Origin of the sequence: Lutibacter sp. (genome assembly GCF_041555395.1) — a bacterium.
Lineage (GTDB): Bacteria > Bacteroidota > Bacteroidia > Flavobacteriales > Flavobacteriaceae > Lutibacter.
In genome coordinates this window covers 1-25,217 of record NZ_JBFFKM010000035.1, presented here as the reverse complement: position 1 = coordinate 25,217, position 25,217 = coordinate 1, and the positions used below count along the sequence as shown (strand labels likewise).

20 protein-coding genes are annotated in these 25,217 nt (G+C 33.8%); 7 read left to right on the top strand and 13 right to left on the bottom strand.

Annotated elements, in window-relative coordinates:
- Positions 1-373: HD domain-containing protein (locus tag ABY285_RS08680; protein WP_372769097.1), on the top strand; the 373-nt coding region annotated here is incomplete at its 5' end.
- Positions 374-622: 249 nt separating this feature from the next.
- Positions 623-1,750 carry an NlpC/P60 family protein gene (locus tag ABY285_RS08675; protein ID WP_372769095.1) on the top strand — a complete coding sequence of 376 codons (1,128 nt, stop codon included), beginning with the start codon at positions 623-625 and terminating at the stop codon, positions 1,748-1,750.
- 166 nt (positions 1,751-1,916) lie between these two features.
- Here ABY285_RS08675 and ABY285_RS08670 read toward each other — a convergent pair whose 3' ends face one another.
- From ABY285_RS08670 to ABY285_RS08650, 5 genes are all read right to left on the bottom strand, one after another.
- On the bottom strand, positions 1,917-2,693 hold the full coding sequence (locus tag ABY285_RS08670) for an enoyl-CoA hydratase/isomerase family protein (protein ID WP_372769093.1): 777 nt from the start codon (positions 2,691-2,693) through the stop codon (positions 1,917-1,919).
- A gap of 5 nt (positions 2,694-2,698) precedes the next feature.
- Positions 2,699-4,153, bottom strand: coding sequence for a PAS domain-containing sensor histidine kinase (locus ABY285_RS08665; RefSeq protein ID WP_372769091.1), 1,455 nt, complete (start codon positions 4,151-4,153; stop codon positions 2,699-2,701).
- A gap of 86 nt (positions 4,154-4,239) precedes the next feature.
- Positions 4,240-5,001, bottom strand: coding sequence for a hypothetical protein (locus ABY285_RS08660; RefSeq protein ID WP_372769089.1), 762 nt, complete (start codon positions 4,999-5,001; stop codon positions 4,240-4,242).
- Positions 5,001-5,258: a SemiSWEET family sugar transporter gene (locus tag ABY285_RS08655; RefSeq protein ID WP_372769087.1), complete on the bottom strand. Its 258-nt coding sequence runs from the start codon at positions 5,256-5,258 to the stop codon at positions 5,001-5,003. Before ABY285_RS08655 ends, ABY285_RS08660 begins: the two co-directional genes overlap by 1 nt.
- 23 nt (positions 5,259-5,281) lie before the next feature.
- A complete protein-coding gene (locus tag ABY285_RS08650) occupies positions 5,282-8,650 on the bottom strand; it encodes a leucine--tRNA ligase (protein WP_372769085.1) in 3,369 nt (1,122 codons plus the stop codon).
- Between the two features lie 119 nt (positions 8,651-8,769).
- Between ABY285_RS08650 and ABY285_RS08645 the strand changes: the two genes are divergently transcribed.
- Positions 8,770-9,540: a patatin-like phospholipase family protein gene (locus tag ABY285_RS08645; RefSeq protein WP_372769083.1), complete on the top strand. Its 771-nt coding sequence runs from the start codon at positions 8,770-8,772 to the stop codon at positions 9,538-9,540.
- A gap of 116 nt (positions 9,541-9,656) precedes the next feature.
- Positions 9,657-10,571, top strand: a complete 915-nt coding sequence (locus ABY285_RS08640; protein ID WP_372769081.1) for a DMT family transporter — start codon at positions 9,657-9,659, stop codon at positions 10,569-10,571.
- A gap of 158 nt (positions 10,572-10,729) precedes the next feature.
- Here the strand turns inward: ABY285_RS08640 and ABY285_RS08635 are convergent, their stop codons facing one another.
- The gene (locus ABY285_RS08635) at positions 10,730-11,653 is read right to left on the bottom strand and encodes a ketopantoate reductase family protein (protein ID WP_372769079.1); all 924 of its coding nucleotides are present in this window, start codon (positions 11,651-11,653) and stop codon (positions 10,730-10,732) included.
- Positions 11,654-11,725: 72 nt separating this feature from the next.
- Positions 11,726-14,029: a TonB-dependent receptor domain-containing protein gene (locus tag ABY285_RS08630; RefSeq protein ID WP_372769077.1), complete on the bottom strand. Its 2,304-nt coding sequence runs from the start codon at positions 14,027-14,029 to the stop codon at positions 11,726-11,728.
- An 87-nt stretch (positions 14,030-14,116) separates the two neighbouring features.
- Between ABY285_RS08630 and ABY285_RS08625 the strand changes: the two genes are divergently transcribed.
- Positions 14,117-14,782, top strand: coding sequence for a metal-dependent transcriptional regulator (locus tag ABY285_RS08625; protein ID WP_372769075.1), 666 nt, complete (start codon positions 14,117-14,119; stop codon positions 14,780-14,782).
- A 3-nt stretch (positions 14,783-14,785) separates the two neighbouring features.
- The gene (locus ABY285_RS08620; protein ID WP_372769073.1) at positions 14,786-15,607 is read left to right on the top strand and encodes a ZIP family metal transporter; all 822 of its coding nucleotides are present in this window, start codon (positions 14,786-14,788) and stop codon (positions 15,605-15,607) included.
- Positions 15,608-15,846: 239 nt separating this feature from the next.
- Here the strand turns inward: ABY285_RS08620 and feoB are convergent, their stop codons facing one another.
- The 3 genes from feoB to ABY285_RS08605 all read right to left on the bottom strand — a co-directional run bounded on the left by feoB (position 15,847) and on the right by ABY285_RS08605 (position 18,934).
- Positions 15,847-17,958 (bottom strand): ferrous iron transport protein B, encoded by a 2,112-nt coding sequence (feoB, locus tag ABY285_RS08615; protein ID WP_372769071.1) that lies wholly within the window; start codon positions 17,956-17,958, stop codon positions 15,847-15,849.
- Positions 17,958-18,188 (bottom strand): ferrous iron transport protein A, encoded by a 231-nt coding sequence (locus ABY285_RS08610; RefSeq protein ID WP_372769069.1) that lies wholly within the window; start codon positions 18,186-18,188, stop codon positions 17,958-17,960. Before ABY285_RS08610 ends, feoB begins: the two co-directional genes overlap by 1 nt.
- Before the next feature lie 71 nt (positions 18,189-18,259).
- Positions 18,260-18,934, bottom strand: coding sequence for an SCO family protein (locus tag ABY285_RS08605; protein ID WP_372769067.1), 675 nt, complete (start codon positions 18,932-18,934; stop codon positions 18,260-18,262).
- Positions 18,935-19,098: 164 nt separating this feature from the next.
- On the opposite strand from ABY285_RS08605, the gene rseP reads away from it, so the two are divergent.
- Positions 19,099-20,415 carry an RIP metalloprotease RseP gene (gene rseP, locus ABY285_RS08600; protein ID WP_372769065.1) on the top strand — a complete coding sequence of 439 codons (1,317 nt, stop codon included), beginning with the start codon at positions 19,099-19,101 and terminating at the stop codon, positions 20,413-20,415.
- An 83-nt stretch (positions 20,416-20,498) separates the two neighbouring features.
- On the opposite strand, the gene ABY285_RS08595 is transcribed toward rseP, so the two are convergent.
- From ABY285_RS08595 to atpD, 3 genes are all read right to left on the bottom strand, one after another.
- Positions 20,499-23,042 carry a prolyl oligopeptidase family serine peptidase gene (locus ABY285_RS08595; RefSeq protein ID WP_372769063.1) on the bottom strand — a complete coding sequence of 848 codons (2,544 nt, stop codon included), beginning with the start codon at positions 23,040-23,042 and terminating at the stop codon, positions 20,499-20,501.
- Positions 23,043-23,181: 139 nt separating this feature from the next.
- A complete protein-coding gene (locus ABY285_RS08590) occupies positions 23,182-23,460 on the bottom strand; it encodes a F0F1 ATP synthase subunit epsilon (protein WP_372769061.1) in 279 nt (92 codons plus the stop codon).
- A 104-nt stretch (positions 23,461-23,564) separates the two neighbouring features.
- On the bottom strand, positions 23,565-25,079 hold the full coding sequence (atpD, locus tag ABY285_RS08585) for a F0F1 ATP synthase subunit beta (RefSeq protein ID WP_372769059.1): 1,515 nt from the start codon (positions 25,077-25,079) through the stop codon (positions 23,565-23,567).
- Positions 25,080-25,217: the final 138 nt, after the last annotated feature.

Sequence of the window (25,217 nt, the reverse complement as noted above, 5' to 3'; positions counted from 1 at the left end):
TGAAAATATTATCAGTAATATTTCTTTCAAAGGCGGAAATTTTGAACAAACATTCAATTCCAGAGAACTTGAAGTAATTCAAGATGCCGACAGATTAGATGCGATTGGCGCAGTTGGAATTGCACGGACATTTAATTACGGCGGATTTAAAAACAGGCCGCTTTACAATCCTGAGATTTCTCCCAATCTTAACCAATCAAAAGAAGCCTATAAAAATTCAGAAGCACCGACAGTCAATCATTTTTACGAAAAATTGTTATTATTAAAAGATCGGATGAATACTAAAACCGGTAAAAAAATTGCAGAAGAAAGACACCGCTATATGGAAACATTTCTTAAACAGTTTTATAAGGAATGGGAAGGGAAGTTATAATTTATTAATTCTCATTTCTTATCATAAATTAACAAAAGCAGTTAAATTAACACCTGTTTTAAATCATTCAAAATTTTGCATAAATCAATTAAAACTGCTTAATAACAAGCTCATAAGCACTTTGACAAAACATCATAAGAAATTTATTTTGCCTAACATTATGTTAAAAAAATAATTTCAATTGATAGTTTTTATAACTTCCCCTGTTTTTAACATTGGTGAATTAATTGTCTCATAATAGTAGATTAAATGAATTATTTAAAACTTTTAATATTCGTCCTTTTGTTAACCACTTCGCTTGGTTTTTCTCAAGCTACGATTAAACACAAAGTTACTGAAGGTGAAAGTATTTATGCAATAGCCAAAAAATATGATGTAAAACAAGCTGCTATTTATGAGCTAAACCCTAAGGTTAAAGGGAAATTGCTAAAATTGAATATCATATTAGAAATTCCAAACAAACAGAGAAATTCTGAAGAAAAAGAGGCCGTTACTTCAATAACAACCCCGTCTCAAGCACATACACATGTGATTGCATCTGGTGAAACATTATACGAAATTTCTAAAAAATATAAAATAACCAACGCGACTTTAAGCGAATTAAATCCTGGTCTTAATCCTAAAAGACTCAAAATAGGAACTTTGCTTACTATATCTAAGTCAGCTGCTGAGTTGGTTTCTGAAACAACCAATAATTCAGATAAAGATTATATTATTGAAAATACTCAAGACACCAATGTATCAGGAACAGAAAATAAAAATTTGGACGGAGATTTATTTCATAAAGTGCTACCAAGAGAAACAAAATCAAAAATTTCAAAAAAATATGGAATTACTGTTCAAGAACTGGATCGTTTAAATCCGGATGTAACCAATAAACTTGCTGTTGGATATTCATTGCTTATCAAAAAAGGAAATCCCTCCAAAGAAATTACAACAAATACCCTGGAAGAAAATACTGAAGGAATTGAATCATTGTCATCTACCATAGATTTTTTAATAGAAGGAGCTTCAAAAAATTTAGGCACACGATATAAAACCGGCGGAACAAGTTCGAACGGTTTTGACTGTTCCGGATTAATATTTTCTACCTTTAAAGAGATTAACAAAATTTTGCCAAGAACATCTTATCAACAAGCAACAGTAGGTAATAAAATAGAGCCTTTTCAGGCTAAAAAAGGTGATCTAATATTTTTTGCCACAAATAAAAAAGGAACCATCAGTCATGTAGGAATGATTACAGAAATTCTTAAAGACGAAATAAAATTTATACACTCTTCTTCACATTTAGGAGTCATTATTTCTTCTATAAAGGAACCTTATTATTCAAAAAGATTTGTTCAAATAAACAGGGTTTTAGCAAATACCTTCTTTTAGTTTTTTCGGATAAAGAAAAAAGAGAAAAGACACTTTGGAATTTTATACCAAAAAAAAATATGATTCCATATAATGTGCTCCAAAAATATTATAAACACCTTATCTTTTAAAACATTGCGTTTAATTATTGACATCGGAAATTTTATCTGGATGACTTTAATTTTCTTTATTCAAATTGAGGTTTGCGTTTTTCTAAAAAAGCAGTTGTTCCTTCCTTAAAATCTGCAGTGTCAAAACTAAGTCCAAATTGTTCTGTTTCAACACTAAATCCATTTACACAATTTGTGTAATTTGCATTTATGGCTTTAATTGCTGCAGCAATGGCAACGGAAGAATTTCGCACAATTTTACCGGCCAATTTTTCACATAAAGGCAATAATTCTTCTTGTTCGACCACATAATTTACCAAGCCCCATTCTTTGGCTTCAGCTGCGGTAATCATTCCGGCAGTCATAATCATTTCCATGGCTTTACCTTTTCCCACCAATTGAGCTAACCTTTGCGTGCCTCCATAACCTGGAATTACACCCAAAGAAACTTCCGGCAATCCCATTTTTGCATTGGTACTTGCAATCCTAAAGTGCGCTGCCATAGCCAATTCTAAACCGCCTCCCAAAGCAAATCCGTTTACAGCCGCAATAACCGGCGTTTTTAAATTTTGAACAAAATCGAATAATATTTTTTGACCATGTCGCGACAATTCAGTTCCTTCTTCAATAGTAAAACTTGCAAACTCTGAAATATCGGCACCGGCAACAAAAGCCTTTTCACCGCTACCGGTTACAATAATTGCTTTTACACTAACATTAGCATCCAAAGCGCTAAAAGCCATGTGCAGTTCTTCAATAGTTTTTTTATTTAGCGCATTTAATTTTGTTGGCCTGTTAATGGTGACATTTGCTATGTTTTCCTGTTGTGTTACAATGATATTATCGAAATTCATATTATTTATTTTTTAGGTAATTTAACTTTAAAAACGGTTCCTACATTAATCTGGGAAGTAAAGGTGACACTGCCATCATAGGCATCAACAATATTTTTTACCATCGCTAATCCCAGTCCCATTCCGCTTGTTTTGGTTGTGAATTTAGGTTCGAAAACCCGCTCTCTGTCTACTTCAGAAATTCCTTTCCCATTATCGGCAACTATAATACAAATATTTTCGTTGTCTTCTGAAACGGTAACTTCCAATTTTTTATTTTCTACATCCTCTAAAGATTGTGTGGCATTTTTAACCAAATTTGTAACAATCCTAATCACTTGTGTTTTATCTAATTTGGCAATTATGGACTTTTGTTTTGGGAAAAAAGAGATATAATCTTCCGAAAAAATATCTAATGCCTGCTTTACAACTTCAACAATATCAATCTCTTCTCTATTTTGGGCAGGCATATTTGCGAAATTCGAAAATGCTGACGCAATAGTACTTAAGGCATCAATTTGCTGAATTAACATTTTGCTGAATTCATTTATTTTGTCATGAATATTTTGATCATTCGGGTTAAATTTCTGCTGAAAACTTTGAACGGTAAGGCGCATGGGCGTTAGCGGATTTTTAATTTCATGTGCCACTTGTTTAGCCATTTCCCGCCAAGCCTGTTCGCGTTCGCCTTTTGCCAATTTTATAGCACTTTCTTCCAATTCATCGATCATTTCATTATAAGCGTTTACCAAGGTATCAATTTCCGTGCTGGCATTTTTCAAAATAATTTTTTCATTTCGCTTACTTAAACGCGTTTGGCTAATTTTTACTGTAATGGCTTTTAAAGACCTTGTAATATAACTGGATAGAAAATACGCCAGTAAAATAGCAAAAACAAACATAAAAAAATACACCACGCCCAATCTGTATAAAAATTCTTTCAAATCTTTATCCTGCTCTGTGTTATCTTGAATATATCGTATATTTAAAATTCCGAAAGGTTTAAATTTATTGTCGGTTATATAGGAAAATGACGATTGGAAGCTATTGTCATTTATTACTTTTATGTTAACAAAAATATGTTCAAAATTATTTGAAATAGCAGTCAAAACTGTATCGGATAACTTAACAGGGGCATCACTTTTGACAAATCCGGAATGTGAGCTTTTTACTAAATTTCCTTCTAAATCGTAAATATTGATTTCTGATTTTTCAATATTGGAAATTTCATAAATTTTATCTTTAAAAATATACGGTAAGTTTTTTGTTTCTAAGGGAAAAGTATTTCCGCTGTTCAACCAGTAATTAATAGCTGCATTGACCGATTCTTCTTTTCGTTCAAGCCTTCCTCTATTGTATTCGTTTGTTTGTTCTTTATATTGATAAATAGTTATTGACCCAATTAAAATTGTTGAAAATAATATTAACAATATCATTGCTAAAAATATTCTAATACGTAACGATAGTCGTTTAATTTTCATACTCTAATTTGAAGTAAATATACTTAATAAATTGAATGATATACAACAATTACTGTACCGGTGAACGTCATTTAATTTGGTGAACTTTACTTTTTAAACTTCTTTCTTATTTTTTTAACGGTAGGTGACGTAAGGTAAAATAAAAAAAATCCTGATGAAATTGTCAAAAGACCGAAGGCTGAAAAAATACGGAGAACCCAATTTGTAATATGATCTCTAGACTTATAATCCATCGTATGAAGCATCCATAAAAAATCAAACCGTCGCCAGTTATTGTTTCGCACACTCATAATTTTACCTAATTCCGTTGAAACATATATGGTTGTTTTAGTAGGATGGTCCAAGGTAAAAGCATATGCAGGAAGCTGGCCACCCCTATATTCATGGTGGCTTCCCGTTGAATTTTTAGGAAGGTATTCAACTTTAATAATTGGAATAGGTTCAATTAATTGTTGTTCTACTATTTCAAGACATTCCTGACCGTTAAAAGCCGGGCGTAAGCTTCCTGTTTCTGCAGAAATTAATTGTGTTTTTAAATGATGGCCTCCAAAATATCTAAATTGAACCAATGGCTTTCCAAAAGCTTCCATTAAATCAACAGAATGAATTGAATCAATTTCTGTTTCAGTTTTTAGAGATGCTATTCCTTTTTGAATCTGAGAAAAATCAACATCTTTTAAGAAGTGTTTTTCTTGTTTTAAAAGTAGTTCCCCGTGAACATTATCCATATTATTCCAGCTGAAATATAATCCGCCTAGGGTCCAAAAAAGAAATTGTACTCCTATAAAAACCCCTAAATAACGGTGTATTTTACGTGTATTGTAGTTGATATTTTTTTTGAACTTCATTATTTAAAACGTAATTTAAATATAATGAGTAATAAAGCTAAAAAACCGGTAACCGTATTTGCTAAAATCATAGCTATACTATGAATATGAATGCCGTAAACCAACCACAATATAATTCCAATAAAAAACACCAGATACATGGTTAGTGATAAGCCATCGGCAGATTTTGATTTCCATGTTTTATAAACCTGAGGAACAAAGGCCGCCGTTGTTAAAACGCCGGCTAATAATCCTATTATTTCGAAATTGTCTATCATTTAATTTTTTTGAAATTTCGGGTTTAACCAACAATATTTACAATTTTACCAGGAACAATAATTACCTTTTTAGGAATGCGCCCTTGCAATTGCTCTTGCGTTTTCTCGTGAGCCATTACCGCATCTTCAATTTCTTTAACAGTTAAATGTAATGGCAATTCAATTTTAAAACGCATTTTTCCATTGAACGAAACTGGGTATTCTTTGCTGTTTTCAACTAAATATTTTGGTTCAAAAACGGGAAAATAAACTGTTGAAATTGATGAAGTATGCCCTAAATTTTTCCATAATTCTTCTGAAATATGAGGTGCATAAGGTTCTAAAATTATTGCCAACGGTTCTAAAATTGCACGCTTGTTGCATTTTAATGCTGTCAATTCATTAACAGCAATCATAAATGTTGAAACTGACGTATTGAAAGAAAAATTCTCAATATCCTCCTCCACTTTTTTAATGGTTTTATGCAAAATTTTGAACTCTTCTTTTGTTGGCTCTTGGTCAGAAACAGAAAATTTATCCTCTACAATATACAATTTCCACAATTTCTTTAAAAAACTGAGTACACCAGAAATACCGGAGGTTTTCCAGGGTTTTGCCTGTTCTAACGGACCTAAAAACATTTCGAACATCCGTAAACTGTCTGCCCCGTATTCTTCACAAATTTGATCGGGGTTTACCACATTGTATTTGGATTTCGACATTTTTTCAACTTCACGACCGCAAATATATTTATCGTTATCTCCTTCTATAATTTTACCATTCTCTCCAATAAAAACAGCCTCTTTATATTCTTCTCGCCAATTTTTAAATGCTTCAATATCCAATTCATCCGAGTGGCTTACAAAAGAAACATCTGCATGGATTGGTGTAAAATGCGATAATTTAGTGGCGTTTGAAATAATACCATATTTGTTAACTAAATTTTCTAATTCTTTAGATTCATTAATTAAAAAAGCACCATTCTTAATCGACCTATCTCTTATATCTTTAGAAATATAAATTGGTGTTCTTTTAGTATTCTTATCAAGTTGACCATACTCCCAACGATACACAAAAGCACTTGTTCCCAAAATCATCCCTTGGTTAATCAGTTTTTTCGCATATTCTTCAACAGGAACAATTCCTTTATCAAACAAGAATTTTTGCCAAAAACGAGAGTATAATAAATGTCCGGTTGCATGTTCGCTTCCTCCAATGTATAAATCTACATCCTGCCAATATGCTACTGCTTTTTTACTTACAAATTCTTCGGTGTTTTCAGGATCCATATATCGGTTAAAATAAGAAGAACTTCCTGCCCAACCCGGCATGGTATTTAATTCCAACGGAAACACCGTTTTATGATCAATCAACTCGTTACTGACAACTGCTGACTTTTCCGTGTCCCAAGACCAAACTGTTGCGTTTCCTAAAGGTGGTTTTCCATCTTCAGTTGGCAAATACTTTTCAACTTCAGGCAAAACGATTGGCAAATATTGTTTATCAATCATTTGTGGCAATCCGTTTTTATAATATACGGGAAATGGTTCTCCCCAATAACGCTGACGGCTAAAAACGGCATCACGCAAACGGAAATTTACTTTTCCATACCCAAAACCACGTTGTTCAATTTCGAAAATGATTCGTTCCATGGCTTTTTTGTAAGGCAAGCCATTCAAGAAATCGGAATTCGCTATTACAGTGTTTTCTTTATCGACATAAGCTTCTTCAGAAACATCAACCTCTTCAAAAATATTTGGAATTTCAAGATTAAAATGTTTTGCAAAATCATAATCACGCTGATCGCCGCAAGGAACGGACATCACAGCACCGGTTCCATAACCTGCCAACACATAATCTCCAATCCAAATTGGCACGTTTTTTCCAGTAAACGGATGCAATGCATAGGCACCTGTAAAAGCACCTGAAATGGTTTTTACATCGGCCATACGCTCTAATTCACTGCGTTTTGCAGTTGATTTTATATAGGCTTCAACTTCATTTTTTTGTTCTGGAGTTGTGATTTTCGACACTAAATCGTGCTCAGGAGCCAAAGTCATAAAACTTACCCCATAAATAGTATCCGGGCGGGTTGTGAATACAGATATCGCCAATCCTAAATCCTTTGATGAAGGAGGCATTTTTCTTTCTTGTAATTCTTTTTCAATTTCAGAAATAATGCCTGCAATATTGCCTATTACTTCTTCATTGTCAAAACAAATGACTTTATAACCTTTATCTTCAAGTATTTTTGTTCTTTCAGCTTCTTTTTCAAGTTGAGACTCCTCAATTTCCTTATCAATCTCAAAGATTAGCTTTTTAGATAAGCACACAAAATCAACAATAAAATCTTCTATTAAATGTTGTTTTCTGAATTTTACCCCTAATTTTTTGCCTTTCAATTCTTTCCAAAGAATAGCTTCTGCCTGTGTCGGATTTGCTCTCATTTCTTTAGCTTGTCCCAACAATACATGAGCTTTTTCAGAATGACTCGTTAAATGTCCGGCTCCCTTTTCCTCGGAAAGGTTTGAGGACAGGACTTTAAAAGTTACCATAGCACCTTCTGAGCGGCCAATCCAATATGTTTGAGAATCTTTTAGCGGTTGCGGCCAATCTACTTTAGCCAATCCGTCTAATAATCTTTGTGCGTAGGCGGTTATTCGCATGCTCCACTGCATCATTTTTTTACGAATTACCTGATGCCCTCCACGTTCGGAAACACCATTCACAATTTCATCATTTGCCAAAACCGTTCCCAATCCCGGACACCAGTTTACTTCTGTTTCAGATAAAAATGTTAAACGATATTGCAAAAGTATTTTTTGTTTTTTTTCTTCTGAAAAATTTTTCCATTCTTCTGAAGTAAATTTTTCAATAGCATCATCACAAGCTGCTTTTACTTTTGAATTTCCTTCAGAAGAAAAAATGGCAATAAGTGTTAAAATATCTTCAGCTTTATCACTTTCTTTATTGTACCAGGAATTGAATAATTGAATAAAAATCCATTGTGTCCATTTATAATAATTGGGATCAGAAGTTCTTACTTCACGTGACCAATCAAATGAAAAACCAATCTGATCCAACTGTTTTCTATATGTTTTAATGTTGGCTTCAGTAGTTATCGCCGGATGTTGACCTGTTTGAATGGCATATTGCTCGGCCGGCAATCCGAAAGAATCATAGCCTTGCGGATGCAACACATTAAATCCTTTATGACGTTTGTAACGTGCATATATGTCTGAAGCGATATAGCCAAGAGGATGACCTACGTGCAAACCCGCTCCTGACGGATACGGAAACATATCCAACACGTAATATTTTGGTTTTATTGAATTGTTTTCGGCTTTAAACGTTTGGTTTTCGGCCCAATACTTTTGCCAGTCTGCTTCTATCTTTCTAAAATTGTACTCCATTCTTATTTTCACTTTGTAAAAGCGCAAAGTTACGTTTTATAAAGAAAACTATAAAGCCTATTTTTTGATGAATTATTGTTGTATTTAATTCGTATTTTTGACTATACCATTAACTTAAAATGAACGAAAAAATTGGATTGGTTTTATCTGGCGGAGGTGTTAGAGCAATTGCTCATATTGGCCTTATAAAAGTATTACTTGAGAATAACATAATTCCAACGCAAATTTCAGGGACAAGCGCGGGTGCTTTAATTGCTGCTTTGTATGCTGCAGGTTATAGTCCTGAAGAAATGTTGTCATTTTTTGAGGAAACACCAATATTAAAATTCTCATTATTCGCTTTAAATAAAACAGGAATTATTGACAGTGAGAAATACATAGCTCTTTTTGAGAAATTTTTCCCACTAAACTCTTTTGAAGAATTAAATTATCCTATTACCATTACAGCAACAAATTTGATTAGTGGAAATTTAGAATATTTTAATAAAGGTGAACTTATAAAACCTTTGCTTGCATCATCTGCCCTGCCTCCAATATTTTCACCTATTGAAATTAAAGGTGATTTATTTTCTGATGGAGGCATCTTAAATAATTTCCCTATTGAACCTTTAACTGAAACTTGCACTAAAATTATTGGAAGTTTTGTGAATTCAATTACCAGAATTGAAAAGACTGAAATTAACTCTTCCCTAAAATTGCTTTACCGCGCTTATCACATTGGACTCGACTCAAATTATTTAACAAAGTTCACGAATTGTGATTATGTTTTTTTGCCAAATGAGGTTAGAAATATTAGTGTTTTAGATACAAAATCTATACAACATGCCTATCAACTTGGTTATGAAAATGCTAAAAGAGAAGTTGAAATAATCCTAAAATCTATGGTATAATTTAATGTTGAACTCATTGAAACAATTCTATATAAAAATAATATTAATTGATAAATTAATACCAGTATATTTCTGAGGAATTTGTACTTTTCCTATCTCAATAAAACGCAATAAGCTTGAGCAAATCCAATTACAAAGCACACTTAGCATTGCTTGGCGCCAATGTAATTTATGGGGTAAACCACATTGTTGCCAAGGGAGTTATGCCTAATAAAATTGGTCCTTCCGCATTTGTTTTTTTAAGAATATTGGGTGCCGCATTGTTGTTTTGGATTATAAAAGCATTCATTAAAGAGAAAGTCGAAAAAAAAGATTTCCCTTTATTAATTTTATGCGGATTGTTGGGAGTGGCTTCAAATCAGATGTTCTTTTTTCACGGATTGAGTTTGACATCACCAATTGATGCTTCAATAATAATTACAGCCGTCCCGGTAATGGTTTTAATTTTCAGTGCATTTTTGTTAAAAGAAAAAATTACCGTAAATAAATTCTTAGGAATTGTACTTGGCGGTATTGGTGCTGTTATTTTAATTTGGTACGGAAAAAAATCGGTTGGAACGAGCTCTGTACTGGGAAACATGTTTGTATTAATAAATGCCTGTGCATATGCCTTATACATGGTTTTGGTAAAACCTCTAATGAAAAAATACAATCCGATCACTATTATTAGCTGGGCGTTTTTATTCGGATTTCTATTTATGTTTCCAATAGGAATACAAGGTATTTTAGTCACTGATTTTTCAGCATTTACGCTAAATACTTACTTAACTGTAGCGTTTGTTGTACTTGGCACAACATTTTTAGCCTACTTATTCAATATTTATGCACTTAGCAAAGTAGCCCCTTCTGTTAGCGGCAGCTATATTTATTTACAGCCAATGGTAAGTTTTATCATGGTCGCTGTTTATGCTTTTGTCTTAAATCAAGATCAATATGCTGAAGACATCAACTATATAAAAATATTCAGTTGTTTAATGGTTGTTGCAGGGGTTTATTTAATCAGTAAAAAACCGGCTAAATTAAAAGGTTAAAAAAATTTAATATCATTTTTGGGCGTTACCCTTTGGGTCAGGCTTTCACTACTCGCATTTTTTTGTGAAATACAAAAAAGATCTCAAACAGACCGTTCAATCCTTAACGCAAATTCATTTACGATTATAAAAAATTATGAAATGAACTTTCAACTTTTTTATCCTCTTGCTTTTTTTTCCTGCGGCAATAGACAGGTGTAGATAAATGCATTTGCAGGAGTGGGAATTCCCAACTCCAAACCCATTTTTACTATTGTACCGGTTTGCGCTTCCAATTCCGATGGTTTTCCTTCCATCATATCCCGTTGCAAAGAAGAAGTTGTATTGTAGGGTTGAGATTCAATAATTTGAAATTGCTTTTCAATAAGGTCATCCGATAAATAAACGCCTTTGGCTTTGGCAATAGCTACAATTTCCTCAGCAATTTGGCGCATCATTTTTTTTAGTTGTGGCGAGGAAAGCATTTCTCCAACAGTCACTCTGGTTAAGGCGCCAATGGCACTGATTGTTGAAATAAACAAAAACTTCGACCATATTTCTGTTTGAACATTCTCCGTTAATTTGGTAATAAAACCAGCATTTAAGAATAATTTTTCCAGCAATAATGCTCTTTCGGTTTTCACATTGTCCAATTCCCCAAAAACAATTTCGGGTTCAAAAGAAAGATGTTTGATAACACCAAAATCTTCAATTTTGCTCACCACTTTACACAATCCGCCCAATAAATGCTTTTTGTCAATAGTGCTGCCCAAAACTTCAACATTGTTCACGCCGTTCAGCAATGAAAGAACCATCATTTTTTCTTTTAAAACCTTATTAATTTCTTTGGCCACAGCATCCAATTGCCACGATTTAACACAAACCAAAATTAAATCGATATCAGTAACTTCGGAAATTGTTGATGTTGCATTTGCGGGAAAAACCAAATAATCACCTTTCGGACTTATCAGTCGCAATCCATTTTTTTGAATGGCTTCCAAATGTTTTCCTCGGGCAATAAATGTAACGGTATTTCCAGATTGCGCCAAACGCGTACCAAAATAACCGCCAACACCGCCAGTTCCGTAAATTACAATGTTCATTATGTTAATTTTAGAATCAAAAATAGGGATAAAAATTGATTAATAAAAAACCATTAAAAAATCATTCTCACCCTATAGAGAACTAAATTTTACACCAAAAAATATGGTTCTGGGTGCTCCCGGACCATAAATATAATTGCTGTCTCTGTTTTTGCCGGAGTCAAAATCCGCCTGATAAGAATTAAGTATATTTTTTACTCCGCCAAAAATTTCAAAACTTGTATCTAATTGTTTTAAATTAAATGTATAACCAGATTTAAAACTTAGCTCCGTAAAAGTAGGTGAACTCACATATTCATCTGTTAATTGTTCTGGGGATCCTGTTAAATGTACCAAATCCATTGTACCGGTATAAATTAAATTAATTGATGAGTTAAATCTTTTGTTTGGTGTTATAGATAAAGTTGCAAAACCATACACATCAGGAGCTCTTAAAAACTTTCTTTTAGACTCTAATTCATCCGAATAACTTACAGCTTCATCATAAGTGCTAGACTGTAAAGTCAGGCCTGTTTCTAATTGCAATTTTTTATTGTAATTTGCTCTTAATTCAATGGTGATTCCCTTAACCAATGCCCCTTCTCCATTTCTTTTTTCAAAAAGTTCTCCCAACTCATCTTCTCCTAGCGAGTGTTGATAAAACGCATTTTTTAAATAAGTGTAAAATCCTTCTAAAGTAAAACCTCCAATAAACTTTTCTGAAGCTTTATCATAATTTACAGAAGCACTTAAACTACTCGATCTTTCTTGTTTTAAATCTGATGAAAGTGAAATTCTTGAAACGCCCCCACCCGCAAAAGCAATATGTAAATCTGCGTCAAATGCTTGAGGGGCTCTAAATCCGGTTCCCCAGGTAAGGCGAATTTGTGTCGTGTTTTTTAATTTATATAAAAATGAAGCTCTCGGATTAAAAATAAAATTATTTAATAAATTATGTTTATCTGCTCTTACTCCCGTCAGTAAATTTAATTGAGGCGTAATTTCCCAATCGCTTTGAAAAAATATTCCAAGGTTAGTTGTTTTTTGATCAATTAAATAATTATATGTTTCAATCTCGTCAAAAACTTCATCCGCTACATATTCGGCTCCGGCAGTAAGCACATTAACGCCTTTCAAGAATTTATCCACCCTATGATTAAGCTGCATCCCTCCTTGAAAAGTGGCTACTTCTGAAATTCCATATGGTGGATTTTCAAGGTGATTTTTAAGTTCTCCCCCTCCATCAGGCAAAATTCCAGTATAATGGTCTCGATCCGTTTTTTGCCCTGAAACATAGGAGATAAAAGAACTACTGTCATTGTTGAAATTTATTTGATAATCTAAGCCTCCTATAAAAACATTATGAACACGTTCTTCAGATTGCAGCGTTAAATGAGGTGCCTTATCCACCATTTCGCCACCATAACGATGCTCATTCATACTGCTTAAACTCAACTCAAGCTTCTGATTTTCTGAAGGCAGCACAAATAAATTCACCCCAAATGAATTATTTTTCAACTTTGGTAATTCTGAAAAATTATCTCCGTTATGATCATAATAATCTCTTTCTCGTTTACTCACAAAAAATGATGCTCCAGCATTTCCACTATGTGTTACTGCCGTTGCATTACCATTAAAAATATTGTCAGGAGCACCTTTGTTTATATTTTGATGGGTGTAATCCAAATTAAAACCACTCTCCTTTGGTATTTTGGTAATGACGTTTACCGTTCCTCCAATTGCACTAGACCCATATAATGCAGAGCCTCCGCCTCTCACAACTTCAATACGCTCAATCATATTTGCCGGAATTTGTTCTAATCCATACAAACCGGTCAATGGGCTAAAAACAGGGCGTCCATTAATAAGAATTTGAGAATAACCTCCAGCCAAACCATTCATTCTTAACTGTGTATAGTTGCATGTTTGGCAATCAGTTTCAACTCGCAATCCCGGTTGAAATTTTAAGCCTTCCGATAAATTACAAGCCTGAACATTATTAAGCGTTTGACTATCAATTATACCCACAATCACAGATGAATTTGTTTGTCTTTTAAAAGTTTTGGTTCCAGTTACTACCACCTGATCTAATCCAAAAACATCTTCTTCTAATTCAAAATTCAATACTTTTATTTCATGATTTTCAATTTTAATCGAAAATTCCTTCGATTTATAACCAACAGCACTTGCCATAATAATCACTTTTCCATTTGGAACTTCAAAATAATATTCCCCTTCAAAATTTGTGGAAGAACCTATATTGGTGTTTTTTACATAAATAGAAACTCCAGGAACAACGAGATTTCCACTAGTAACTCTCCCTTTAACTACCCCATTATCATTTGCCAAACATAGTTGTGTAACTAACACAATTACTAAAAAAACTATTTTATTCACTTGTTTTTGATTTTTCTACAAATCTAATAAAATATTTAGACTTGTCTAAATTTTTATTTTAATCAATTAAAACATATCTTTGTTCTTATGGAATTTCAACTTACTCAAACCGAAGAAAATTATTTAAAGGCTATTTACAGTTTAGAGATAAGTAAAGCTAAAAATGTAAGTACAACACTGATTGCAAAAAAGCTTCAAACAAAAGCATCTTCTGTTACGGATATGATTAAAAAATTGGCCGAAAAAGATTTGGTTCATTATAAAAAATACCAAGGTGTATCTTTAACCGAAATTGGCCGAAAAATTGCTGTGGAAATTGTAAGGAAACACCGATTGTGGGAAGTGTTTTTGGTAAATAAACTTAATTACAATTGGGACGAAGTTCACGAAATAGCCGAGCAACTGGAACATATCAAATCGGAAACTTTAATTGATAAGTTGGAAGCATTTTTGGAATTCCCCACACACGATCCTCACGGGGACCCAATACCGGACAAAAATGGCAATATTGAGCATCATAAAAATATGATGCTGTCATCTGTAGAAAACGGAGAATCCTGTGTGGTTATCGGCATCAAAGATTCTTCCGATCCTTTTTTAAAGTTTTTGGACAAGCTGGAAATTCAACTGGGTAGCAACTTAAAAGTGGTTTCAAAAGAACCCTTTGACAATTCGATGCTGGTTGAAATCGCGACTGGCTCAATCTCCATATCAAATCAAATTTCAAAAAATTTATACGTAAAAAAATTATAATATATGGAACAAATTATTGCTTATTTTGAAAGTATTGATCCTGTTTTGGCAGCATTATACGCCACTTTATTCACTTGGGGCTTAACTGCCTTGGGCGCCTCTTTGGTGTTTTTATTCAAAGGAATGAACCGCGCTTTGTTTGACGGAATGCTTGGGTTTACAGGTGGCGTTATGGTTGCAGCCAGCTTTTGGAGTTTGCTGGCGCCGAGCATAGAAATGAGTCCTGGAGAAGGATTTGTAAAAGTAATTCCGGCCGTTATAGGGTTTGGAATGGGCGCGCTATTTTTGTTTGGACTGGACAAAATTTTGCCCCATTTGCATGTCAATTTTAAAGAAACAGAAAAGGAAGGTGTAAAAACACCTTTGCACAAAACAACTTTATTGGTGCTCGCCATTACTTTGCACAACATTCCAGAAGGATTGGCTATTGGTGTTTTATTTGGCGGTGTCGCAGCAGGGTTTCCGGGCGCTACCATTGGCGGTGCAGTTGCGCTTGCTATTGGAATTGGATTGCAAAATTTCCCGGAAGGATTTGCGGTTTCTATGCCAATAAGAAGGCAAGGAGTAAGTAAATTTAAAAGTTTTATGTATGGACAATCTTCTGCAATGGTTGAGCCTATTGCTGCAGTAATTGGTGCTTGGGCGGTGATGACGTTTCAACCAATTTTACCTTATGCTTTGGCTTTTGCCGCTGGCGCTATGATTTTTGTGGTGGTTGAAGAAGTAATCCCAGAAACGCAACGGGACAAATATACCGATGTGGCAACGCTTGGATTTATAGGTGGATTTATAGTGATGATGACTTTGGATGTTGGGTTGAGTTAAAAGTCGAAAATTGAAAGTTGAAAATTTTAAGAAAAAATAGAGGGGATACAAAAAAATCAATTGATAATTAAAAGTAAATTAATTGAATCAACAATATAAACAGTTACAAGATTAAACAGCCTAATGACAACCATCGCAGTCCGGGTCGCTTTTCCCATTCTTTTTAGTTTTAAAAAGATATTTTTTAACTAAAAACCCTAAGGCAAGTCCCAAAGCAATATATACTAAAATTTCTTGCATCAACTTAATAGATTATAGGTAATTACGGCGACTATATAAGCCAAAGCGCTCATCCCTGTTAATTGTAAAATTGGCCACTTCCAGCTTTTTGTTTCGCGTTTTACAATAGCTAGTGTACCAATGCATTGCATTGCAAATGCATAAAAAAGCAATAAGGACATTCCCGTAGCAAAGTTAAATCTTTTTTCGCCGGTTTTTGGATTGATCTCTGCCGCCATCCTTTCTTTTATGGTCCCTACATTTTCTCCCTCACTTTCAACACTGTAAATAGTTGCCAAAGCGCCAATAAAAACTTCACGCGCAGCAAATGAACTTATTAAAGCAATTCCTATTTTCCAATCGTATCCCATTGGTTTAATGACGGGCTCTATTATTTTTCCCATATTTCCAATATAAGAATGTTCTAACTTATAAGAACTTATTTTTTTTTGAAGCGCCGCATCGGGTAATTTATTTGCAGATTCTTGCGTTGTCACAAATTCTGTTGCATTTTCGAATTTTGAAGGTCCGTTTGAAGCCAAAAACCACAATACAATAGACAATGCTAAAATTATTTTACCTGCACCAAAAATAAAGGCTTTTGTTTTTTCAACAACTTCATAAAAAATGTTTTTTACAGAAGGCAACTTATAATTTGGCATTTCAATGACAAACAAACTTTTGGTCTTAATTTTTAAAACATGATTTAATAAAATTGAAGAGGAAATTGCTGCTGCAAAACCCAAAAGATACAATCCCATTAACGTTAATCCCTGCAAATTAAAAACACCAAGAACACGTTCGTTTGGAATAATCAAAGCTATTAAAATGGCATAAACCGGCAAACGTGCCGAACAAGTAGTAAATGGAATCACCAATATGGTAATTAACCGTTCTTTCCAATCGCTTATGTTTCGGGAAGCCATAATTGCGGGAATAGCACAGGCTGTTCCTGAAATTAACGGAATAATACTTTTTCCGCTCATTCCAAATTTGCGCATAATTTTATCCATTAAAAATACCACCCTACTCATGTAGCCTGTTTCTTCCAAGGTTGCTATAAACATAAATAAAATAGCTATTTGCGGAATAAAAATGACCACACCGCCTATACCAGGAATTACACCTTCAGAAATTAAATTGGTGAAGGTTCCTTCTGGTAAATTGTTTTTGGCGTATTCGCTTAAATGGGCAAAAAATCCATCTATTAAATCCATGGGGAGACTTGCCCAAGCAAAAATAGATTGAAAAATGAGCATCAAAATTCCAAAAAATATGATATATCCAAATATTTTATGGGTTAAAATTCTGTCGAGTTTTGAGCGTAAATCCGTTGCTTCATTTTTATCAACCTTATACGTCTTCTTTAAAATTTCATTGATTATTTGATACCTGTAAATGGTTTCTTTATGCTGATATTTTTTAATTTTTTCTTTATCTGTGCTAAATGCCGTTATTTTATCATCCAATTCGCCCGGTAAAAAACCCAAGTTCTTTTGCTGCGTAATTAACAGCCAAGATTTATATATAGAAAATTCGGGAAATGTGGTTTCTATGTCTTCAAAAAATGCGGAATCGATTTTGTCTGAAATATTGGCTACGGGTTCTGTATTCCAATTTTCATAATTTTCAATTTCTTTTTTTAAATCATCTATCCCAATATTTTTTCTGGCGCTAACTAAAACTATTTCCGATTTTAATTCTTTTTTGAGGGCATCAATATCTATCGTAATTCCTTTTCGAACCATTTGATCCGACATATTGATCACCAAAATAGAAGGAAATTGTAAATCTTTTATTTGAGAAAATAGAAACAAGTTTCTTTTCAAATTTTCGACTTCAGCAACAATAATTACCAAATCCGGAAACGAATTATTGTTTTCATCAAGTAAGGTTTCCAACACTATAGTTTCATCTAATGTGGTTGGATTTATACTGTAGGTGCCCGGTAAATCCGTAATTTCAGCAGTTAAACGCTCGGAAATTTTACATTTCCCTTGTTTTTTATCGACTGTAATTCCCGGATAATTTCCAACTTTCTGATTTAATCCCGTAAGTTGGTTGAATAAAGAAGTTTTGCCTGTATTGGGGTTTCCAACTAAAGCGATATTTAAAAGCGAATTGCTTTTCATTAGACCAGCTTGGTGATATTAATTTGTTTTGCCGTTTCTATTCTTATGGCTAAATGACTTCCATTTACTTTTATATATAAAGGATCCTTTAGTGGTGCAATTTGTATTAGTCTGACTTCCTTTCCCGGCAAACAGCCCATCTCTAATAGATTTAATGGAATAGCATCTAGGCAGAAATCTTGAATAACCCCTATTTCACCAATCAGTAAACTTGCTATAGTGTCTCCCATTATTAAGAATAATTATAAATAATATGCAAATATACTAAATTAGAATGATTCTAAACAATGATAATTATCACTTATTTAGATTCATTCTGTAATATTTTAATATCAAGAATTAATCGTTCAATATCCTTACTGTCTGTGCCATCATAAAATCCGCGTATCTGACGTCTTTTATCGACCAGTATAAAATTTTCTGTATGAATAAAGTCCTGCAAACCCCCATCACCTTCATCTAAAACAGCAAAATAACTTTTGCGGGCCAACTCATAAATATGTTTTTTATCGCCTGTTGTAATGTTCCATTTTGCATCAATCACCCCTTTTTTAATCGCATATTCCTTTAAAATTGGAATACTGTCCATTTCTGGAGTTACTGAAAGTGACAAGAATTTAATATCGTCATCATTTTTAAAAACTTCCTGCAATTTCCCCATATTATTTGTCATCACCGGGCAAATGGTCATGCATCTTGTAAAGAAGAAATCTGTCACATAAATTTTGTCTTTATAATCTTCTTGTGTAACAATTTCTCCATTTTGGTTGATCAGTTTAAAATCAGCCACTTTATGATTCCTTCTTATATGAACTAAACTTTCATCAACTAATTTCGGGTTTACGTCGGCAGGATTAAACACCGGCAATTTTTTTTCGGGCGTCAAAAGGGTGTAAATGGCGAAAATCATACCTACTGAAAAAAAGGCCATGATTATAAGTGTAGGAACCGATTTCTTGAAAAATTTTAAATCCATTTTAAATATAAAGTTAAAGCGCAAATTTAATGCAAATGATTATTATAGTTACTAAACCTATTTAAAACTTTGTTAAAACAGGCAATAACCTAATTATTTAGTTTTTACAACGCTATTTAAAACCGTACATTTGTGCGATTTTAGTAATTTGAAGATATATATATATGGAAATATTGATTAAAGCTTTACAATTTATATTGAGTTTGTCTTTTTTAATTGTATTGCATGAGCTGGGACACTTTATCCCTGCAAAAATATTTAAGACTCGTGTTGAAAAATTCTATTTATTTTTTGATTATAAATTCTCTTTATTTAAAACAAAAATTGGGGATACGGTTTATGGGATTGGATGGATTCCATTGGGCGGTTATGTAAAAATTTCCGGAATGATTGATGAAAGTATGGATACCGAACAAATGAAACAACCCGCGCAGCCTTGGGAATTTAGATCGAAACCAGCCTGGCAGCGTTTAATTATTATGCTTGGTGGTGTTACCGTGAATTTCATCTTGGGAATATTAATTTACATTATGATTGTTTTTGTTTGGGGCGTTGATTTTGTAAAACCAACCGATATAAAACATGGTTTTGCCGTAAATGAAATGTTATATGATTATGGCTTTAAAGACGGCGATAAAATACTTAAATTTAATGGTGAGGAACCGTTAGACGTAACTGCCATTAACAAACATTTGTTTTTAAGAGGAATTACTTCGCTTGAGGTATTGCACGATGATGGGACAAAAGAAACACTGGCAATTCCAGAAAACATTGGAGATGAAATGTGGGCAAATGGGGTCATGGAACCTTTTGCTATTAGAACTGATGCGCTAATTGATAGTGTGATTGTTGACTCTCCTGCTGAAAAAGCCGGCTTGTTGAAGAATGATAAAATAATGTCGGTTAACGGAACTCCCGTTCGCTTTTGGCAAGATTTCACCAAATTGATTCAAAACTCGAAAGCCGAAAATATCGCTATAGATGTGGAAAGAAACGGAACCATAGAAACGATTAATTTAACCCCAAGAGAAGAGAAAACAATTGGTGTTTTTAACGATATATCAAGTTCTATTATGGTTCAACATAAAAACTATTCTTTTATGGAAAGTATTCCTAAAGGAAACTCTTTGGCTGTTTGGACACTAAAGGATTACGTCACACAATTTAAATATGTTTTCACTAAAAAAGGGGCGACAAGTATTGGTGGTTTTATTGCCATTGGCAATATTTTTCCAGCTACCTGGAGCTGGCAATCTTTCTGGGGAATTACAGCATTCCTATCAATAATGTTAGCCTTTATGAATTTATTACCAATCCCGGCATTGGATGGTGGTCACGTCATGTTTACTTTGTATGAAATGATAACCGGCAGAAAGCCAAGCGACAAATTTTTAGAATATGCCCAAATAACAGGATTTCTACTCTTAATAGCGCTACTTATCTTAGCGAATGGGAATGACATTGTAAAACTGTTCTCCTAAAAATATTTTCCTAAAAGCAAAAAGCGCCATTCAAAATTAATGAATGGCGCTTTTTTTATGACTCACTTTATTCAAAACATGAATTAGCCTTTGGGTTTATCTCTATTCATTTCTAGCATATCAACATTGGTTGCTTCAACACCCAACAAATGCTTGCTAAAATAATCAGCTGTTCGCCAAAAGAAATATTCTGTCATATCTCCATAGGAATGACGTTGGCCGGGCATCATCATAAAGTCGAAACGTTTGTTGGTTTTAATTAAGGCGTCAGCCATTCTTATTGTAGCTCCGGGGTGTACATTATTATCAACATCTCCCGTTACCAATAGCAATTTACCTTTTAAATTCGCCGCTAACAATTGATTTTTATCAATCTCATATTTGTAGGAAATAGTTCCATCTTCATCCCATTCTTCTTTTACGCCGTGATGCGTTTCGCTCCACCAACTGTTATACATAGTATTGTCGTGGTTTCCAGACGAAGAAACCGCAACCTTAAAGAAATCCGGATAAACCAACATGGCTGCAGTTGACATAAATCCGCCACCAGAATGTCCGAATATCCCAACGTTATCAATATCAATAAACGAATATTTATCAACCATTTGTTCTGCAACATATTTTTTATCGGCCAAACCGTAATCCCTAAGGTTTCCATACCCATAATTATGATACCATTTTGAACGATCTGGGTGCCCTCCGCGGTTTCCTAAAGTGATCACAATAAATCCAACCTGAGCAATGCGATCAGTTCTGTTCATTCTAACGGAAAACGATTTGTTAACGGCTTCAGTTTGAGGTCCGGGATACACATATTCTATTAACGGATATACTTTTGTGGAATCAAAATCGTAAGGCTTATACATCACTCCGTAAAGATCTGTGACTCCATCATCCGCTTTCATTTTAAAAGGTTCCGGAAATTTATAGCCCGTAGCAAATAATTGAGATAAATCAGCTTCTTCCAAAGGCATAACTACCCTTCCCGTATTATTTCTTAATTCCGATTTCGGAATTGAATTTACCCTGGAATAATTGCTGACAAAATAGACATTTGAATCACCCATGCTCACCTCTGTATTGAAGTTGCCTGGATTTATATTTTTTAGGCCCGTTCCATTCAAATTAATGCGATATAATTTTGAGTAATAAGGATCTTGGTTGGCATCAATGCCATTTGCCGTAAAGTAAATCACACGTTCCTTTTCATTAATATTTTCAAAATTATCCACATGATAAGAGCCTTTGGTAACCTGTTGTTTTAAAGTTCCTTTGGCATCATATAAATAAAAGTGCGCCCAGCCATCGCGCTCCGACCAATGTAAGATTTCCTGTTCATTGTTAAATAAAACCAAAGGTTTTGATTCGATATAGGAATTAAACCTTTCTTCAATTAAAACAGTTACTTCCCCAGTAGTGATATCTGCAACACAGATGTCTAATTTTTTTCGATCCCTGCTTATGGTATTAAAATAAATTTTTCCTTTTTTCGACAATAATATGTAAGGTTTAAATTCATCATCGGCATCAGATTTTTTTTTCGGAGCGCTGTAAACCGATAAACTTTGTTGTTTTACGGTATCTAATTTTACCTTAGTAATATTTTTTGAAGGAATGTTAAAAATCAGCAATTCTTCTTTTGAAAACTCCTTTTCACCAGGCATATGGTATTTATAAGTTTCTAGAGTCGGTCTTTTTTTGGAAACCGAATTAATCACCCACAAGTCTTTGAGCGCTCTGTCATCAGATTTTTGAAAAATGAAATTTTTTGAATCGTGAGACCACGTTCCCCTTATTCCTTTTCTTTCATCTTTTTTTTCTTCTTTCGTTTCGTTATTCTCATCCCTGCTTTCCCCACCATAACCATAATTTTCTAAGCCGTCAGTTGTCCATTTATTTTCGACAATGGTGGTGTCTTTTTCATTTTTAACGGCTTTTAAAAAGTTTTCTTTGTCCATCCAAAACAAGTTGAAGTTCTTCGAAAACAATACAATGGAGCTGTCTGGCGCAATATTTGGCCAGCGTTTTAATTTTTCATCTTCCTTTTTATTGTCGATTATGGTAAGTTTGTTATCCCCTAATTTATACTCAAGGTGATACACCTTTTTCTCCATTTTAGGTTTCTTTTTCTTGTCCTTTTTAACAAAAGTTGAATCCTTTTCTGTCTCTTCATTTTTCTTGTCCGATTTTACATCTGCTTCCAAAGCTTCAACTTCTTCTGTTGAAGTGACTCTAAAACGAATAGCAGTTTCATTTTTAACAAATTTAAAGTCAAATTTCGGCAAATGTATTGCGTCGTAAGGATCTTTGGTTATTTCAGTTAGCCACTTCGCCATTTTTTCATTGTCAAATAATCTGGTTTTAGCTTTTTGGTCCGCATCAACCAAATAATAATTGGAACCCGAAGTTGTTTTGTACTGATACCAAAAACGATTTCCGTTCTTTAGCCAATGCGGTATCACCGTTGTTGAATGAACTAATTTGGCTAAATTATGTGGTGAAAATTTGGAGGCCAAACGATAATTTGGTGAAGGACTTACTTTACTTTCAACTATTTTTGTATTTCCTTGTGCATAAATAAAATTAGAGCTTATAAAAAATAACAGGAGTAATTTATAGAATTTCATAAGTTGCTTTGGTTAATTAAATATTTGAACTAAAGTTATAAAAACTAATTATTTATCAAAGCTATAATTCGATTATTTCTGTAAAAAAAAATTCCCATTCTTTGAACGGGAACTTTTTAAAAAATATTTTATTTGAAGTTTAATCTGCAAGTACAATGACGTAATTGTCTTTCATTTCAATAGTACCGCTTTTAATTGTAAAAGAATACTCACCTTTATTATTTGTAAATTTACTTTCAAATTGCTCATCGATAATGATGTTGGCACCTTTAAATTTAACTTCACCTTCAACAAGCAACGATACTATAGCCGCATGGTGGTTTAACAATTGAAATTTACCGTCACTTCCCGGAAGTGAAATTACGTCAGCCTGTGTGTGTAATATGGTTGCTTCCGGTGTTACTATTTCTAAAATCATAATTATTTAGTTGTTCGTTATTCCCTTCGGCTACGCTCAGGGTAAAGATTGTTAGTTGTTTGTTTTTAGTGAATTCAACTTAAAACTTATAACTAAAAACTATTTTATGCTTCCGCTAACATTTTTTCTCCGGCATCAATTGCTTCTTGAATTGATCCCCTTAAGTTAAATGCCGCTTCTGGATATTTATCCAATTCGCCATCCATAATCATATTGAATCCTTTAATGGTATCTTTAATATCAACTAAAACACCTGGAATTCCAGTAAATTGCTCAGCAACATGGAATGGTTGTGATAAGAAACGTTGTGCTCTACGAGCTCTATATACCACTAATTTATCTTCTTCCGACAACTCTTCCATCCCTAAAATGGCAATAATATCTTGTAATTCTTTATAACGTTGCAACAATTCTTTTACACGTTGTGCGCAATCATAATGTTCGTGACCTAAAATATCTGCTGTCAAAATTCTTGAAGTGGAATCCAAAGGATCCACGGCAGGATAAATACCCAACTCAGCAATTTTACGAGACAATACCGTTGTGGCATCTAAATGCGCAAAAGTTGTAGCTGGTGCTGGATCCGTTAAATCATCGGCTGGCACATAAACTGCCTGAACAGATGTAATTGAACCGTTTTTTGTTGAAGTAATACGTTCTTGCATAGCACCCATTTCTGTTGCTAATGTTGGTTGATAACCTACTGCGGATGGCATACGTCCCAGCAATGCCGAAACTTCTGAACCAGCTTGTGTAAAACGGAAAATATTATCTACGAAAAATAACACATCTTTCCCCTGTCCTTCGCCAGCACCTGCACCATCACGGAAATATTCAGCTATGGTTAGTCCTGATAAAGCAACACGAGCACGTGCTCCCGGTGGTTCATTCATTTGACCAAAAACAAATGTTGCTTTTGATTCTCTTAAACCATCCCTGTCAACTTTTGACAAATCCCAGCCACCTTCTTCCAAAGAGTGCATAAAAGCATCCCCATATTTTATAATGCCCGATTCTAACATCTCTCTTAAAAGGTCATTACCTTCACGTGTTCTCTCTCCTACACCTGCAAATACAGATAAACCACCGTGACCTTTTGCAATATTGTTAATCAGCTCCATCAACAATACTGTTTTACCTACACCTGCACCACCAAATAATCCGATTTTCCCTCCTTTTGCATAAGGTTCAATTAAATCAATTACTTTAATCCCTGTAAATAAAACTTCAGTTGAAGTAGATAAATCTTCAAATTTTGGAGCTTGACGGTGTATTGGTAACCCGTTTTCACCCTCTTTCGGTAGATTTCCCAATCCATCAATTGCATCCCCAATTACGTTAAATAACCGTCCGTAAATATCTTTACCAACAGGCATTTGAATTGCTTTACCAGTTGCAACAACTTCAGTTCCTCTACTTAATCCGTCCGTTGAATCCATAGATATGGTTCTAACCGTATCCTCACCAATATGAGATTGTACTTCCAACACCAACAATGAACCATCTTTTTTGGTGATTTCCAAAGAATCGTATATTCTTGGAAGCTCAGCTTCAGATTTAAATTCAACGTCAATAACTGGTCCAATAATTTGTGCAACTCTACCTGTAACTTTTGCCATTACTTTAACTATTTATTTTTTAGATATTTACTCTTTTGGGCTTAGCCCTAATTTTCAAGGTGCAAAGATAGTTTTTTGATTTTATTTTGGAAAAAAAATACGTGTTTTTTTAAAAAAGAAACGCCCTAAAAATTTAGG